Genomic DNA, 16,236 nt, shown 5'->3' with positions numbered 1-16,236 from the left:
GCATAGCCATGCAGAATCGGCGGAATGGCCGACAGGATGAAGGTGGCGGTCGCCGGTGCCAGCGGCTACGCGGGCGGTGAAATATTACGCCTGCTGCTCGGGCACCCGGCCCACGCGCACGGGCGCCTGACGATCGGCGCGGTGACGGCCGCCGCCAGCGCCGGCAGCACGCTCGGTGAGCACCACCCGCACCTCACCCCGCTGGCCCAGCGCGTGGTCGAGCCGACGGAGCTCGACGTGCTCGCCGGCCACGACGTGGTGTTCCTGGCCTTGCCGCACGGTCATTCGGCCGCGCTGGCCGAACGGCTCGGCCCGGACACCTTGATCGTCGACTGCGGCGCCGACTTCCGGCTCACCGACGCCGACGCGTGGGAACGGTTCTACGGCTCCCCCCACGCCGGCAGCTGGCCCTACGGGCTGCCCGAGCTGCCCGGCGCCCGTGAGCGGCTGCGCGGCGCGCGCCGCATTGCGGTGCCGGGCTGCTACCCGACCGCGGCGTTACTGGCGTTGCTGCCCGCGGTGGCCTCCGACCTCATCGAGCCCGCCGTCACCGTGGTCGCGGTCAGCGGCACGTCCGGTGCCGGCCGCGCCGCCAAGACCGACCTGCTGGGCGCGGAGGTCATCGGGTCGGCGCGGGCCTACAACATCGGCGGGGCGCACCGGCACACCCCCGAGATCGCCCAGGGCCTGGGGGCGGTCGCCGGCCGTGACGTCACGGTGTCATTCACCCCGGTGCTCATCCCGACCTCCCGCGGCATCCTGGCCACCTGCACCGCGCGCACCAGCGCGCCGCTGCCAGGGCTGCGCGAGGCCTACGAAAAGGCTTACCATGCAGAGCCTTTCATCTACCTGATGCCCGAGGGGCAGCTGCCCCGCACCGGGGCGGTGATCGGCAGCAACGCGGCGCACATCGCCGTCGCGGTGGACGAGGCGGCGCACACCTTCGTCGCGATCGCCGCGATCGACAACCTGGTCAAGGGGACCGCCGGCGCCGCCGTGCAGTCGATGAACCTGGCGCTGGGTTGGCCGGAGACCGAAGGACTTTCGGTGATCGGGGTCGCGCCATGACGCGCGCCGGCGACGATGATGCCGGCGTAGCCGGGATCGGAGGAGTGGCGCACATGACGCGGGCGGCCGCGCACGCGCGGTTGCTGCGCGAGCAGGGCGTCACCGCGCCGGCCGGATTCCGGGCCGCCGGCATCGCCGCCGGGATCAAGGCCTCGGGCAACCGCGATCTGGCCCTGGTGTTCAACGAAGGCCCCGACTACGCCGCCGCCGGGGTGTTCACCCGCAACAAAATCAAGGCCGCACCGGTGCTGTGGAGCCAGCAGGTGCTGACCACCGGCGAGCTGCGCGCGGTGATCCTCAACTCCGGCGGCGCCAACGCCTGCACCGGACCCGGCGGATTCTCCGACACCCACGCCACCGCCGAGGCGGTCGCGGCCGCGCTGTCGGACTGGGGAACCGAGACCGGGGCGATCGAGGTCGCGGTGTGCTCCACCGGGCTGATCGGTGACCGGTTGCCCATGGACAAGGTGCTCGCCGGCGTGCGCACGATCGTGCAGGACATGGCCGGCGGCCTGTCCGGGGGTGACGAGGCGGCCCAGGCGATCATGACCACCGACACCGTGCCCAAACAGGTTGCGCTGCACCATCCGGACAACTGGACGGTCGGCGGGATGGCCAAGGGTGCCGGCATGCTGGCGCCGTCGCTGGCGACGATGCTCTGCGTGCTCACCACCGACGCGGCCGTCGATGCGGCGGCGCTGGACCACGCGCTGCGCGGCGCCACCTCCCGCACCTTCGACCGGCTCGACATCGATGGCGCGTGCTCGACCAACGACACGGTGCTGCTGCTGACGTCGGGAGCCAGCGAAATCGCACCCGGCCAGGCCGAACTCGACGACGCCGTGTGGCGGGTGTGCGACGACCTGTGCGCACAGGTGCAAGCCGACGCCGAGGGCGTCACCAAGCGGATCAACGTCACCGTGGCAGGGGCGGCCTCCGAGGCCGACGCCCTGGTCGCCGCCCGCACGATCGCCCGCGACAGCCTGGTCAAGACGGCGGTGTTCGGTTCGGACCCCAACTGGGGAAGGGTGCTGGCGGCCGTCGGGATGGCGCCCATCGACCTGGACCCCGACCGGATCACGGTGTCGTTCAATGGCTTTGCGGTGTTCTCCGGCGGAGCCCCGGTACCGGGTGCGCGCGAGGTGGACCTGTCGGGACCCGACATCGACATCACCGTCGACCTGCGGCTCGGCGAGCAGCGGGCCACCATCCGGACCACCGACCTGTCGCACGGGTACGTCGAAGAGAATTCGGCCTACAGCTCATGATGCGCGCCGGCGACGATGCGGAACGAAGTGATGAGGAGGAGCGGCGCTGGTGAGCTCAGCGACTCAAGCGTTGTCCACCGTGGTCAAGGCGCAGGTGCTCGCCGAAGCCCTGCCCTGGCTCAAGCAGCTGCACGGCAAGATCGTCGTCATCAAGTACGGCGGCAACGCCATGACCGACGACACGCTGCGGCACGCCTTCGCCGCCGACATGGCGTTCCTGCGCAACTGCGGGGTTCATCCCGTTGTCGTGCACGGCGGCGGCCCGCAGATCACCGCGATGCTGCGCCGGCTCGGCATCCCGGGCGATTTCAAGGGCGGATTCCGGGTCACCACACCGGAAGTGCTCGACGTGGCGCGGATGGTGTTGTTCGGCCAGGTCGGCCGCGAACTGGTCAACCTGATCAACGCGCACGGACCGTACGCCGTCGGCATCACCGGCGAGGACGCCCAGTTGTTCACCGCCGTGCGGCGCAGGGTCACCGTCGACGGCGTGGCCACCGACATCGGCCTGGTCGGTGACGTCGAGACGGTCAACACCGCGGCCGTGCTGGATCTGATTGCGGCGCGGCGCATTCCGGTGGTCTCGACGCTGGCGCCGGACGCCGAGGGCGTGGTGCACAACATCAACGCCGACACCGCCGCGGCGGCGCTGGCCGAGGCGCTGGGCGCCGAGAAGCTGCTGATGCTCACCGATGTTGACGGCCTGTACACCAGCTGGCCGGACCGCGGCTCGTTGGTCACCGAAATCGACACCGCCACACTGTCACGACTGCTACCCACGCTGGAGGCGGGCATGATTCCCAAGGTCGAGGCGTGTCTGCGCGCCGTCACCGCGGGCGTGCCCAGTGCGCACGTCATCGACGGGCGGGTCGAACACTGTGTGCTGGTGGAGCTTTTCACCGATGCGGGCACCGGCACCAAGGTGGTGAGCGCGTGACCCTGCAACAGCGGTGGGAAGCCGTGATGATGAACAACTACGGCACCCCGGCGATGGCCCTGGCCAGCGGCGACGGCGCCGTCGTCACCGACGTGGACGGCAAGATCTACCTCGACCTGCTCGGCGGCATCGCGGTCAACGTGCTGGGCCACCGGCACCCGGCGGTGATCGAGGCGGTCAGCACCCAGCTCAACACGCTGGGCCACACGTCCAACCTGTATGCCACCGAGCCGGGCATTGCGCTCGCCGAAGCGTTGGTCGAGCACCTCGGGGCGCCGGCGCGGGCGTTCTTCTGCAACTCCGGGACCGAGGCCAACGAGGTGGCATTCAAGCTGTCACGGCTCACCGGGCGCACCAAACTGGTTGCCGCACAAGACGCTTTCCACGGCCGTACCATGGGATCGCTGGCGCTGACCGGTCAACCCAGCAAGCAGGCGCCGTTCGCACCACTGCCCGGCGATATCACGCACGTGCCCTACGGCGACGCCGAGGCGCTGGCCGGCGCCGTCGACGACGCCACCGCCGCCGTGTTCCTGGAACCGATCATGGGGGAGAGCGGCGTCGTCGTGCCGCCCGAGGGATACCTGGCCGCCGCCCGCGACATCACCGCGCGGCACGGGGCGCTGCTGGTGCTCGACGAGGTGCAGACCGGGATGGGCCGCACCGGAACGTTTTTCGCCCACCAGCACGACGGCATCGCGCCGGACGTGGTGACGCTGGCCAAGGGGCTCGGCGGCGGCCTGCCGATCGGCGCCTGCCTGGCCATCGGGCCGGCCGCCGACCTGATGACGCCCGGCCTGCACGGCAGCACCTTCGGCGGCAACCCGATCTGCGCCGCGGCCGCGCTCGCGGTGCTGCGGGTGCTGGCCGAGGACAATTTGATCCGCCACGCCGAGGTGCTGGGCAAGTCGTTGCGCCACGGCATCGAGGCGCTGGCCCACCCGCTGGTCGACCACGTGCGCGGCCGCGGTCTGCTTTGCGGGGTGGCGCTCACCGCGCCGCGCGCCAAGGACGCCGAGGCGGCGGCGCGCCGGGCCGGGTTCCTGGTGAACGCGGCCGCGCCCGACGTCATCCGGCTGGCGCCGCCGCTGATCATCACCGAAGCCCAGATCGACGCGTTCATCACCGCACTGCCGGGCATTCTCGACATGGCAGGGGAGCCGACATGATTCGCCACTTCCTGCGCGACGACGACCTGTCGCCCGCCGAGCAGGCCGAGGTGCTGGCGCTGGCCGCCGAACTCAAGAAGGACCCGCTGCTCGCCCGCCCGCTCGACGGCCCGCGCGGGGTCGCGGTGCTGTTCGACAAAAGCTCCACCCGCACCCGGTTCTCGTTCGAGGTTGGCATCGCCCAACTGGGCGGCCACGCCGTGGTCGTCGACGCCCGCAGCACCCAGCTGGGCCGAGACGAAACGCTGCAGGACACCGCCCGGGTGCTGTCGCGCTACGTCGAAGCCATCGTGTGGCGGACGTTCGGGCAGGAGCGCCTCGAGGCGATGGCCGCGACCGCGACGGTGCCGGTGGTCAATGCGCTCTCCGACGAGTTCCATCCCTGCCAGGTGCTCGCCGACCTGCAGACCATCACCGAGCGCAAGGGGTCGCTGCGCGGCCTGAAGATGACCTACCTGGGCGACGGCGCCAACAACATGGCGCACTCGCTGATGCTGGGCGGAGTCACGGCCGGCATTCACGTCACGATCGCCGCGCCGGACGGCTTCACTCCCGGCCCGGCGTTCGTGGCGGCGGCCCGCCGGCGGGCCGAGGACACCGGCGCCTCGGTCACCCTCACCGCCGACGCCGACGCGGCCGCGCGCGGCGCGGACGTCCTGGTCACCGACACCTGGACGTCGATGGGGCAGGAGGACGACGGGCTGGACCGGCGCACACCGTTTTGGCCCTACCAGATCAACGCCCGCCTGCTGTCTTTGGCCGACCCGGAAGCCGTTGTGCTGCACTGCCTTCCGGCGCACCGCGGCGAGGAGATCACGGACGAGGTGATGGACGGGCCGGCCAGCGCGGTGTGGGACGAGGCCGAGAACCGATTGCACGCCCAAAAGGCTTTGCTTGCATGGCTTTTGGAGCGACGGCCGTGACCCGCTCGAAGAGCGCTCCCGAAACCACCCGGGCCGGCCGGCAGGACCGCATCGTGGCGATCCTGTCGTCGGCGTCGATCAGCAGCCAAGGTGAGCTGGCGGCCCGGCTGGCCGACGAGGGCATCGAGGTCACTCAGGCCACCCTGTCGCGGGACCTGGAGGAACTGGGCGCGGTCAAGCTGCGCGGCGCCGACGGCGGCGTCGGGGTTTACATCGTCCCCGAGGACGGCAGCCCGGTGCGGGGCGTGTCCGGCGGCACCGCGCGACTGTCGCGGCTGCTCGGCGAGCTGCTGGTGTCCGCGGATGCCAGTGCCAACCTGGCGGTGCTGCGCACGCCGCCCGGCGGCGCCAACTATCTGGCGAGCGCGATCGACCGCGCGGCGCTACCGTACGTCGTCGGCACCATCGCCGGCGACGACACCGTCTTCGTGGCCGCTCGCGAGCCGATGACCGGCGCCGAGCTGGCCACCACGTTGGAAAAACTCACCTAAGCGCTTCAATTCAAAGGAGATTGGTTCATGTCAGAACGCGTCATCCTGGCGTATTCCGGCGGCCTGGACACCTCGGTGGCCATCAGCTGGATCGGCAAGGAGACCGGCCGCGAGGTCGTAGCGGTGGCAATCGACCTCGGCCAGGGCGGCGAAGACATGGAGGTCATTCGGCAGCGTGCCCTGGACTGCGGCGCGGTGGAAGCCGTCGTGGTCGATGCCCGCGACGAGTTCGCCGACGGCTATTGCCTGCCCACCATCCTGTCCAACGCCCTCTACATGGACCGCTACCCGCTGGTGTCGGCGATCAGCCGGCCGCTGATCGTCAAGCACCTGGTGGCGGCGGCCCGCGAGCACCGCGGCAGCATCGTCGCGCACGGCTGTACCGGCAAGGGCAACGACCAGGTCCGATTCGAGGTCGGATTCGGTTCGCTGGCACCGGATCTCGAGGTGCTGGCGCCGGTCCGTGACTACGCCTGGACACGCGAGAAGGCCATCGCGTTCGCCGAGGAAAACGCCATCCCCATCAACGTCACCAAGCGCTCACCGTTCTCCATCGACCAGAACGTGTGGGGCCGGGCGGTGGAAACCGGCTTCCTGGAACACCTTTGGAACGCCCCCACCAAGGACGTCTACGCCTACACCGAAGACCCCACGCTGAACTGGAGCACGCCCGACGAGGTGACCGTGGGATTCGAGCGCGGCGTGCCGGTGACGATCGACGGCAAGAAGGTGTCGGTGCTGGGCGCCATCGAGGAGCTCAACAGCCGCGCCGGCGCCCAGGGCGTCGGCCGGCTCGACGTCGTCGAGGACCGGCTGGTGGGCATCAAGAGCCGCGAGATCTACGAGGCGCCCGGCGCCATGGTGCTCATCACCGCCCACACCGAGCTCGAGCACGTCACGCTGGAACGCGAGCTGGGCCGGTTCAAGCGGCACACCGATCAGCGTTGGGCCGAGCTGGTTTACGACGGGCTGTGGTACTCACCGCTGAAGGAGGCGCTGGAGAGCTTCGTCGCCAAGACCCAGGAACACGTGACGGGCGAGGTGCGAATGGTGTTGCACGGCGGCCACATTGCGGTCAACGGCCGGCGCAGCGCCGAATCCCTTTACGACTTCAACCTGGCCACCTACGACGAGGGCGACAGCTTCGACCAGTCGGCCGCAAAGGGTTTCGTCTACGTGCACGGGCTGTCGTCGAAGCTCGCGGCGCGCCGGGACCAGCAGTGAGCCTCTTGCGGCGAGCAGACGCAAAAACCCCCGACACGCCGGGCGGAAAGGGCCTTTTGCGTCTGCTCGCGGGGAAAAGGTGAGCGGGGAAATCGTGAGCACTCGCGAAGGGTCACTGTGGGGTGGGCGGTTCGCCGACGGCCCGTCGGATGCGCTGACCGCGCTGAGCCGCTCCACGCACTTCGACTGGGTGCTGGCGCCCTACGACATCGTCGCCTCGCGGGCCCACACCGTGATCCTGTTTCGCGCCGGGCTGCTCAATGAAGAGCAGCGCGATGGGCTGCTGGCCGGCCTCGACCAGCTCGCCCAGGACGTCGCCGACGGCAGCTTCACGCCCCTGGTCACCGACGAGGACGTGCACGGGGCGCTGGAACGCGGACTGATCGACCGGGTCGGGCCCGACCTGGGCGGGCGGCTGCGGGCCGGCCGGTCACGCAACGACCAGGTGGCCACCCTGTTCCGGATGTGGCTGCGCGACGCGGTGCGCCGGGTCGCCGCCGGGGCGCTCGACGTCGTCGGGGCGCTGGCCGCCCAGGCCGCCGCGCACCCCGGCGCCATCATGCCGGGCAAGACCCACCTGCAGTCCGCCCAACCGGTGCTGCTGGCCCACCACCTGCTGGCCCACGCCCACCCCCTGCTGCGCGACGTCGACCGGATCATCGACTTCGACCGGCGCGCCGGGGTGTCGCCATACGGCTCGGGCGCGCTGGCGGGGTCGTCGCTGGGTCTGGACCCCGACGCGATCGCCGCGGAGCTGGGTTTCGCCGCCGCCGCCGACAACTCCATCGACGCCACCGCGGCCCGGGATTTCGCCGCGGAGGCCGCCTTCGTGTTCGCCATGATCGGGGTGGACCTGTCCCGGCTGGCCGAAGACATCATCCTGTGGAGCTCGACGGAATTCGGCTATGTCACGCTGCACGATTCGTGGTCGACCGGCAGCTCGATCATGCCGCAGAAGAAGAATCCCGACATCGCCGAGCTGACGCGCGGCAAGTCCGGCCGGCTGATCGGGAACCTGACCGGCCTGCTGGCCACGCTGAAGGCCCAGCCGCTCGCCTACAACCGTGACCTGCAGGAAGACAAGGAGCCGGTGTTCGATTCGGTCGCCCAGCTGGAGCTGGTGGCACCGGCGATGGCCGGGCTGGTGGCCAGCCTGACCTTCGACGTCGAGCGGATGGCCGCCCTGGCTCCGGCCGGCTACACGCTGGCCACCGATATCGCCGAATGGCTGGTGCGTCAGGGGGTGCCGTTCCGGTCGGCCCACGAGGCCGCCGGGGCCGCTGTGCGCGCCGCCGAGCAGCGGGCCGTCGGGCTCGACGAGCTGACCGACGACGAATTGGCGGCCATCAGCCCGGCTCTCACGCCGCAGGTACGCGAGGTCCTGACGATCGAGGGCTCGGTGTCGTCGCGCGACGCGCGCGGCGGCACCGCGCCGGCGCGGGTCGCCGAGCAGATCGAAACCGTCCTGGCCAGCGCCGATCGGCTCAAAAGCCGGCTGGGCGGCGGCGGATGAGATGAGCTTGTTTTCCCTGACGGCCGGGGACATACCGACTAGACTTCGGGCTCAAAGCGATCCGGTTGAACGCTACGGGCCGGGTCCTCGTCTCCAAGGGGTGGGGAAACAATGAGCGTCGTCGCTGGCGTCTTCGGTGCGTTACCGCCGCACCGATACTCCCAGCGCGAGCTCACCGATTTTTTTCTGAGCATCCCGCAGTTCGGCGGCTACGAGGACATCGTCCGGCAGCTGCACGCCAGCGCCAAAGTTGGCAGCCGCCACCTGGTGCTGCCGCTCGAGCAGTATCCCGCACTGACCGACTTCGGCCTGGCCAACCGGATCTTCACCGAACACGCCGTGAAGCTGGGCTGCGAAGCGCTGTCCGGCGCGCTCGACGAAGCGGGCCTGCGGCCCGAGGACGTCGACATGCTCATCACCACCACCGTCACCGGCCTGGCGGTGCCTTCCGTGGACGCCCGGATCGCCGCGCAGCTCGGCCTGCGCGACGACGTGCGACGGGTGCCGCTGTTCGGGCTGGGCTGCGTGGCCGGCGCCGCGGGTGTGGCCCGCGTCAACGACTACCTGCGGGGCGCACCCGACGCCGTCGCCGCCCTGATCTCCGTCGAGCTCTGCTCGCTGACCTATCCCGGGTACACGCCGTCGCTGGCCGGCATGGTCGGCAGCGCCCTGTTCGCCGACGGCGCCGCGGCGGTGGTGGCCGTCGGCGAGCGTCGCGCCGAACAAGTGGTCGCCGGCGGGCCCAGCATCGTCGACTCACGCAGCCACCTGTATCCCGATTCCCTGCGCACCATGGGCTTCGACGTGCGCGCAGGAGGCTTCGAGCTGGTGCTGTCCAAGGATGTCGCCGCCGTCGTGGAGCAATACATCGCAGACGACGTCACCGGGTTTTTGGGGGCGCACGGGTTGACCACCGCCGACATCGGCGCGTTCGTGAGCCACCCCGGCGGCCCCAAGGTCATCGAGGCGATCAACGCGGCGCTCGACCTGCCGCCCGAAGCCCTCGAACTCACCTGGCGCTCGCTTGGCGAGATCGGCAACCTGTCGTCGGCGTCGGTGTTGCACGTGCTGCGCGACACCATGGCCAAGCCGCCGCCGAGCGACAGCCCCGGGTTGATGCTCGCGATGGGGCCTGGATTCTGTTCCGAGCTGGTGTTGTTGCGTTGGCACTGATCGTCGTCCGGGGCTTTTGCGGTGCGACGGCAGGAAGTATCGCCATGAGTGACTTGAGGGGCCGCCTGCCATGAACGGCAACACCGAAGAGCTCGTCCGGGCCCTTCGCCAGTCGCTCAAGGAGAACGAGCGGCTCAAGCGCGAAAACCGCCAATACCTGGCGGCGGCAACCGAACCGGTGGCCGTGGTGGGCATGGGCTGCCGGTATCCGGGTGGGCTGAATTCACCAGAAGCTCTGTGGCAGATGGTCGTTGACGGCCGCGATGTGGTCTCGGAGTTCCCCACCGACCGCGGCTGGAACCTGGCGGGCCTGTTCGACGACGACCCCGACGCCGTGGGCAAGTCGTATGCCCGGTGTGGTGGATTCCTCTCGGACGTCGGCGATTTCGATGCCGCGTTCTTCGGGATCGCGCCCAGCGAGGCGCTGGCGATGGACCCGCAACAGCGCTTGCTGCTCGAGGTGTCCTGGGAGGCGTTGGAGCGGGCCGGGATTGACCCCGCGACGCTGCGGGGCTCGGCGACCGGCGTGTTCGCCGGGATATTCCACGGCTCCTACGGGGGCCAGGGACGGGTGCCCGGCCACCTGGAGCGATACGGCCTGCGCGGGTCGACGCTGAGTGTGGCCTCCGGCCGCGTGGCCTATTCGCTTGGGTTCGAGGGCCCGGCCGTCTCGGTGGATACGGCGTGCTCGTCGTCGTTGGTGGCCCTGCACCTGGCGGCGCAGTCGTTGCGTTCCGGCGAGTGCGATCTGGCGCTGGCCGGCGGCGTGACGGTGATGGCCACACCGGCGATGTTCGTCGAGTTCAGCCGCCAGCGCGCGCTGGCCGCCGACGGCCGGTGCAAGGCGTATGCGGGTGCCGCCGACGGCACCGGGTTCTCCGAAGGCGTCGGGGTGCTGGTGCTGGAGCGGCTGGCCGATGCCCGGCGGCACGGGCATCCGGTGCTCGCCGTCGTGCGCGGGTCCGCCGTCAATCAGGACGGCGCGTCCAACGGCCTGGCGACGCCCAACGGGCCGTCGCAGCAACGGGTGATCCGGGCGGCGCTGGCCAACGCGCGGCTGGACACGGCCGACGTCGATCTGGTCGAGGGCCACGGGACGGGCACCACGCTCGGCGATCCCATTGAGGCCCAGGCGGTTCTGGCCACCTACGGCCAGGACCGGCCGGCCGATCGGCCGCTGTGGCTCGGCTCGATCAAATCGAACATGGGCCACACCTCGGCCGCCGCGGGCGCCGGCGGGGTGATCAAGATGGTGCAGGCGATCCGCCACGGGGTGATGCCCAAGACATTGCACGTGGATGAGCCGACGCCGCACGTGGATTGGGCCGCCGGGGCCGTGTCGTTGCTGACCGAGCAGCGGCCCTGGCCGGCCGTGGACAGGCCGCGGCGCGCGGGCGTCTCGTCCTTCGGCATCAGCGGCACCAACGCGCACGTCATCCTGGAGCAGTACGGCCCGGAGCCGGAAAACGCCCCGGTCCCAGGCGATGACGTCATCGTCCCGTGGGTGCTGTCGGCCCGTTCGGCTGAGGCGCTGGCGAACCAGGGCGCGCGGCTATTGGCCCACGTGAAGGCCGATCCCCGGGTGCGGGTGCTGGACGTGGGCTGGTCGCTGATCGCGACGCGGTCACGCTTCGAGCACCGGGCGGTGATCGTGGGCGCCGACGGCGCGCAGTTGCTGCGCGCGCTGACGGCCCTGGCGGCCGGCGAGCAGGGCGCGGGCCTGGTGGTGGGCCGGGCCCGGCCGATGGGCAAGACGGTGTTCGTATTCCCCGGCCAGGGCTCGCAATGGGTCGGCATGGGCGCCCAATTGCTGGACAGTTCAAGGATATTCGCCGACCACCTGCAGTTGTGCGACAAGGCGCTCGCCGAGCACGTCGACTGGTCGCTGATCGACGTCATCCGCGGGGTGCCGGGCGCACCCGGCTTGGACCGGGTGGACGTTGTGCAGCCGGCGCTGTGGGCGGTAATGGTGTCGCTGGCCGAACTGTGGCGCTCGGTGGGCGTGACGCCCGACGCGGTGATCGGCCATTCGCAGGGCGAAATCGCGGCGGCCTACGTGGCTGGCGCGCTGTCGCTGGAGGATGCCGCCCGGGTGGTCGCGCTGCGCAGCCGGTTGCTGGTGCGGTTGTCGGGCTCCGGCGGCATGGTCTCGCTGGCGTGCAGCCTGCCGCGCGCCGAGCAACTGATCGCCGCGTGGGGCGAACGGCTCAATATCGCCACCGTCAACGGCGTTGCGGCGGTGGTGGTCTCGGGTGAGGTGGACGCGCTGGCCGAGCTGATGCAACGGTGCGAGGCCGACAACGTCCGGGCCCGCAAGATCGACGTCGACTACGCATCGCACTCGGCACAGGTAGATGCGATTCGCGAGCCCCTCGCCGCGGCGCTGGAAGGCCTGGCGCAGCGATCGTCCGCCGTCGCCTTCTTCTCCACGGTCACCGGCGAGCAGCTGGACACCGCGGGGCTGAACGCCGACTACTGGTTCCAAAGCATCCGCCACACCGTGCAATTCGAGAAGGCGGTGCGCAGCGCGTGCGATGCGGGCTACCAGGTGTTCATCGAATCCAGTCCGCACCCGGTGCTGATGGCCGCCATCGAGGAATCCATGCCCGACGGCGACCGGGCGTGCGTCATCCCGTCGCTGGGCCGCGATGACGGTGGCCTGGACCGCTTCTGGCTCTCGGCGGCGGCGGCCCATGTCGCCGGCGTGGGGGTGGACTGGCGAGCGGCGCTGTCCGGCCTCGGCGGCCGCCGCATCGATCTACCGACATATGGCTTTGTCCGGCAACACTTTTGGCTACCGGGCGGCGCGACCGGGTCGCAGGACGTGGCCACCCTGGGCCTGGCGGCCGCCGAGCACGGCCTGCTGGGCGCGGTGGTGCCGCGCCCCGACTCCGGCGGCGTGGTGCTGACGGGCCGGTTGTCGACGGCGGCGCACCCGTGGCTGGCCGATCACGCGGTCGGCGACACGGTGTTGTTCCCGGGTGCCGGGTTCGTCGAGTTGGCCATCCGCGCGGGCGACGAGGTCGGGTGCGGGGTGCTCGACGAGCTGACCCTGTCGGCGCCGCTGCTGCTGCCCGGGTCCGCCGGGGTGCGGGTGCAGCTGGTGGTCGGCGCACCCGACGAGTCGGGCCGCCGTCGGCTGAGGGTGTATTCGATTGACACGCAGCCGGGTTCGGAGTGGGTGCAGCATGCCGAGGGGCTGCTGCGGCCGGGCACGGCGACGCCGGCCGCGGACCTCTCGAGCTGGCCGCCCGCGGGGGCGACCGCGGTGGACGTCACCGGCGCGTATGCGCGACTGGCGCGGCGCGGCTACGAGTACGGCGACGCCTTCCGGGGCCTGCGGGCGATGTGGCAACGCGGGGACGAGATCTTCGCCGAGATCGCCGTGCCCGAAGCCGCCGCCGACGCCGACGGCGGCTTCGGGATACACCCCGTGCTTCTGGATGCCGCGCTGCACGCGATCGGCGTCGCCGCCGGGAGCGACGAGACCGTGCTGCCGTTCTCCTGGCAGGGCGTGTCGCTACACGCGTCGGGCGCGTCGCGAGCGCGGGTCCGGATCGTGCCGGCCGGCGCCGGCGCGGTCTCGGTCGAATTGTCCGACGGGGCGGGGCTGCCGGTGCTCTCGGTGCGGTCGCTGGCCATGCGCCCGGTCACCCCCGGGCAGCTCACGGCGGCGGCCCCCGCCCGCCGATCGCTCGGTGAGGGACTGCTCGACGTCACCTGGTCGCCGGTCGCGCTGGGCGACGGTCGCGCCGCTGCCACGCTGTGGGAGCCGGGCGATCACGGTGGCGACGTGGTGGCGTCCGTGCACGCCGCGACCACCGAGATCTTGGGGGCGCTGCAGTCTTGGCTGCGCGACGAAAGCGACGCGGTGCTGGCCGTGCAGACCCGTGGGGCCGTCGCCCTTGCCGGCGAGGACGTTTCGGACCTCGCCGGGGCGGCGGTGTGGGGGCTGGTGCGCTCGGCGCAGGCGGAGCACCCCGGCCGGGTGGTGCTGATCGATTCCGACGGCTCCGTCGACGCCAATGCGGTAATCGGTTGCGGCGAGCCGCAAGTGGTGGTTCGCCAGGGTGTGGCGTATGCGGCGCGGTTGCGGCCGGTGCACACGGGTTCGATCGCCGCGTTGCCCGCGGCGGGCTGGCGGTTGCACGCCGGCGGCGCGGGCACCCTGGAGGATCTGGTCGTAACCCGTTGCCCGCGTCCGGAATTGGTTGCGGGGCAGGTGCGGGTGGCGGTGGCCGCGGTCGGGGTCAACTTCCGCGACGTCCTGGTGGCCCTGGGGATGTATCCCGGCGGAGGCCGGCTGGGTGCCGAGGGCTCCGGTGTCATCGTCGAGGTGGGGCCCGACGTGACCGGCCTGGCCGTCGGCGACGCGGTGATGGGGTTGCTCGGGGTCGTCGGCTCCGAAGCGGTGGTGGATCAGCGCGTGGTGACGCCGGTGCCGCCGGGCTTGCCGCTGGTGACGGCCGCGGGCATGCCGGTGGTGTTCCTGACCGCGCTGTACGGCCTGTCGGTGCTGGGCGGGCTGCGCGCCGGCGAGCGGGTCCTGGTGCACACCGCCACCGGTGGGGTGGGCATGGCCGCGGTGCAGTTGGCGCGGCACTGGGGTGCCGAGGTGTTCGCCACCGCCAGCCGCGGCAAGTGGGACACCCTGCGCGCGATGGGATTCGACGACGACCACATCGGCGATTCGCGCACGACGGAGTTTGAGAACAAGTTCGCGTCGTCAACCGGCGGCGCCGGCTTCGACGTCGTGCTCAATTCGTTGGCCGGTGAGTTCACCGACGCGTCGTTGCGGCTACTGGCTCCCGGCGGTCGGTTCATCGAGATGGGCAAGACCGACGTGCGGGATCCGCGCGTCGTCGCCGAACGGCATCGGGGCGCGGTGTACCGGGCGTTCGACCTGATGGAGGCCGGACCGGACCGCACCGCGGCCATGCTGGCCGAGATCAAGGGACTGCTGGCGGACGGAGTCGTGAAACCATTGCCGCTGAATACTTTTGACGTCCGCTGCGCGGCGACGGCCTATCGGTACGTCAGCCAGGCACGCCACATCGGCAAAGTCGCGCTGACCGTCCCGTCGGGCCCCGGTGAGGTGCTCAGCGGCTGCGGCGGTGGCCTGGCCGGGGCCAGCGTGGTGATCACCGGTGGCACCGGAATGGCGGGTTCCGCGCTGGCGCGCCACCTCGTCGACCGCTACCGGGTGGCCCACGCGGTGCTGGTCAGCCGGACCGGCGGCCGGGGGCCGGGGGTCGCCGAGCTCGTGTCCGACCTGCGGCGCTGCGGCGCGCAGGTGTCGGTGGTGGCCTGCGACGTCGCCGACCGCGAGGCGGCCGCGGCGATGCTGGCCGGGATACCGGCGCAATATCCGCTGCGTGGAATCGTCCATGCCGCGGGCATTCTCGACGACGGGCTGATCTCATCGCTGACCCCGGACCGGGTGGACGCGGTGCTGCGCGCCAAGGTGGACGGGGCGTGGAATTTGCACGAGCTCACCCGGCACCTGGATCTCTCGGCGTTCGTGGTGTTTTCGTCGATGGCCGGGATCGTGGGGACCCCGGGTCAGGCGAACTACGCGGCGGCCAACAGCTTCCTCGACGGGCTGGCCGCCTACCGGCGGGCCCACGGGCTGGCCGGCCTGTCGCTGGCCTGGGGCCTGTGGGAGCAGGCGTCGGCGATGACGGCGCACCTCGGCGATCGCGACAAGGCCCGGATGAGCAGGATCGGGCTGGCGCCGCTGTCCACCGAGCAGGCGCTGGCCGCCTTCGACGCCGCCATGCTGGTGGACGCTCCGGTGCTGGTGGCCGCGCGGGTGGACCGGGCCGCCCTGTCCGACAACATCGCCGCGCTGCCCCCGCTGCTGTCCGAACTCGTCGCCGGTCCGGCCCGGCGCGTCGTCGCCGACACGGACGTCACCGCGTCGGCGACGGGGTTGTCGGCACGCCTGCACGGGCTGAGCCCCGAGGCGCGACAGCGCGAGCTGGTCGACCTGGTGTGCGGTAACGCGGCGATGGTGCTGGGGGTGCCCAATCCGGCGGACATCAACACCGGCAGCGCGTTTGGCGAGCTCGGCTTCGATTCGCTGACCGCCGTAGAATTGCGTAACCGGCTCAAAAACGCTACCGGACTTACTCTTTCGCCGACGCTGATCTTCGACTACCCGACACCCACCGTGCTGGCCGCGCATCTCGACACCCAACTGGCCGCCGCCCCGGGCGACGACGAACCGCCGAACCTGATGGGTCGCTTCAACGACATCACCCGCGAACTGCAGGCGCTGCTCGGCGCGCCCAACTGGAATGCCGACGACAGGTCCGCGCTGCGGGCGCGCATTCACAACCTGCTGGCCGCGCTACCGCCGGGCGAGCATGCCGACCACCTCGACGAGGATCTCGACGCCGCCACCGAAAGCCAACTCTTTGCGATCCTCGATGAAGAACTCGGCCGCTGACACCCCGCAAGGAGCAACG

The 16,236-nt window shown here is 71.0% G+C and carries 9 protein-coding genes and 1 pseudogene; all 10 read left to right on the top strand.

Annotated elements, in window-relative coordinates; genetic code table 11:
* The first annotated feature begins 8 nt into the window (after positions 1 to 8).
* The 10 genes and pseudogenes from argC to BST14_RS01120 all read left to right on the top strand — a co-directional run bounded on the left by argC (position 9) and on the right by BST14_RS01120 (position 16,217).
* Positions 9 to 1,068, top strand: a pseudogene (argC, locus tag BST14_RS01165) (N-acetyl-gamma-glutamyl-phosphate reductase).
* Between the two features lie 53 nt (positions 1,069 to 1,121).
* Positions 1,122 to 2,336 (top strand): bifunctional glutamate N-acetyltransferase/amino-acid acetyltransferase ArgJ, encoded by a 1,215-nt coding sequence (argJ, locus tag BST14_RS01160; RefSeq protein WP_083062883.1) that lies wholly within the window; start codon positions 1,122 to 1,124, stop codon positions 2,334 to 2,336.
* Between the two features lie 49 nt (positions 2,337 to 2,385).
* Entirely contained in the window at positions 2,386 to 3,273 is an 888-nt protein-coding gene (gene argB / locus BST14_RS01155) for an acetylglutamate kinase (RefSeq protein ID WP_083062771.1), read from the top strand.
* A gap of 26 nt (positions 3,274 to 3,299) precedes the next feature.
* The gene (locus BST14_RS01150) at positions 3,300 to 4,442 is read left to right on the top strand and encodes an acetylornithine transaminase (RefSeq protein ID WP_245845260.1); all 1,143 of its coding nucleotides are present in this window, start codon (positions 3,300 to 3,302) and stop codon (positions 4,440 to 4,442) included.
* Positions 4,439 to 5,365: an ornithine carbamoyltransferase gene (argF, locus tag BST14_RS01145; RefSeq protein WP_083062770.1), complete on the top strand. Its 927-nt coding sequence runs from the start codon at positions 4,439 to 4,441 to the stop codon at positions 5,363 to 5,365. The genes BST14_RS01150 and argF overlap by 4 nt, the downstream gene beginning before the upstream one ends.
* Complete coding sequence (locus tag BST14_RS01140; protein ID WP_083062769.1) at positions 5,341 to 5,856, top strand: arginine repressor; 516 nt, start codon at positions 5,341 to 5,343, stop codon at positions 5,854 to 5,856. The genes argF and BST14_RS01140 overlap by 25 nt, the downstream gene beginning before the upstream one ends.
* Before the next feature lie 27 nt (positions 5,857 to 5,883).
* Positions 5,884 to 7,080, top strand: coding sequence for an argininosuccinate synthase (locus tag BST14_RS01135; protein ID WP_083062768.1), 1,197 nt, complete (start codon positions 5,884 to 5,886; stop codon positions 7,078 to 7,080).
* 94 nt (positions 7,081 to 7,174) lie between these two features.
* Positions 7,175 to 8,593, top strand: coding sequence for an argininosuccinate lyase (argH, locus tag BST14_RS01130; protein ID WP_083062881.1), 1,419 nt, complete (start codon positions 7,175 to 7,177; stop codon positions 8,591 to 8,593).
* A gap of 111 nt (positions 8,594 to 8,704) precedes the next feature.
* Positions 8,705 to 9,766, top strand: a complete 1,062-nt coding sequence (locus BST14_RS01125) for a type III polyketide synthase (protein ID WP_083062767.1) — start codon at positions 8,705 to 8,707, stop codon at positions 9,764 to 9,766.
* A gap of 70 nt (positions 9,767 to 9,836) precedes the next feature.
* On the top strand, positions 9,837 to 16,217 hold the full coding sequence (locus tag BST14_RS01120; RefSeq protein ID WP_083062766.1) for a type I polyketide synthase: 6,381 nt from the start codon (positions 9,837 to 9,839) through the stop codon (positions 16,215 to 16,217).
* The last annotated feature ends 19 nt before the right edge of the window (positions 16,218 to 16,236 follow it).

Origin of the sequence: Mycobacterium arosiense ATCC BAA-1401 = DSM 45069 (assembly GCF_002086125.1) — a bacterium.
In the GTDB taxonomy this organism is placed as follows: domain Bacteria; phylum Actinomycetota; class Actinomycetes; order Mycobacteriales; family Mycobacteriaceae; genus Mycobacterium; species Mycobacterium arosiense.
The sequence above is the reverse complement of the archived record's forward strand: the minus strand, read 5'-3'. Positions and strand labels throughout refer to the sequence as shown.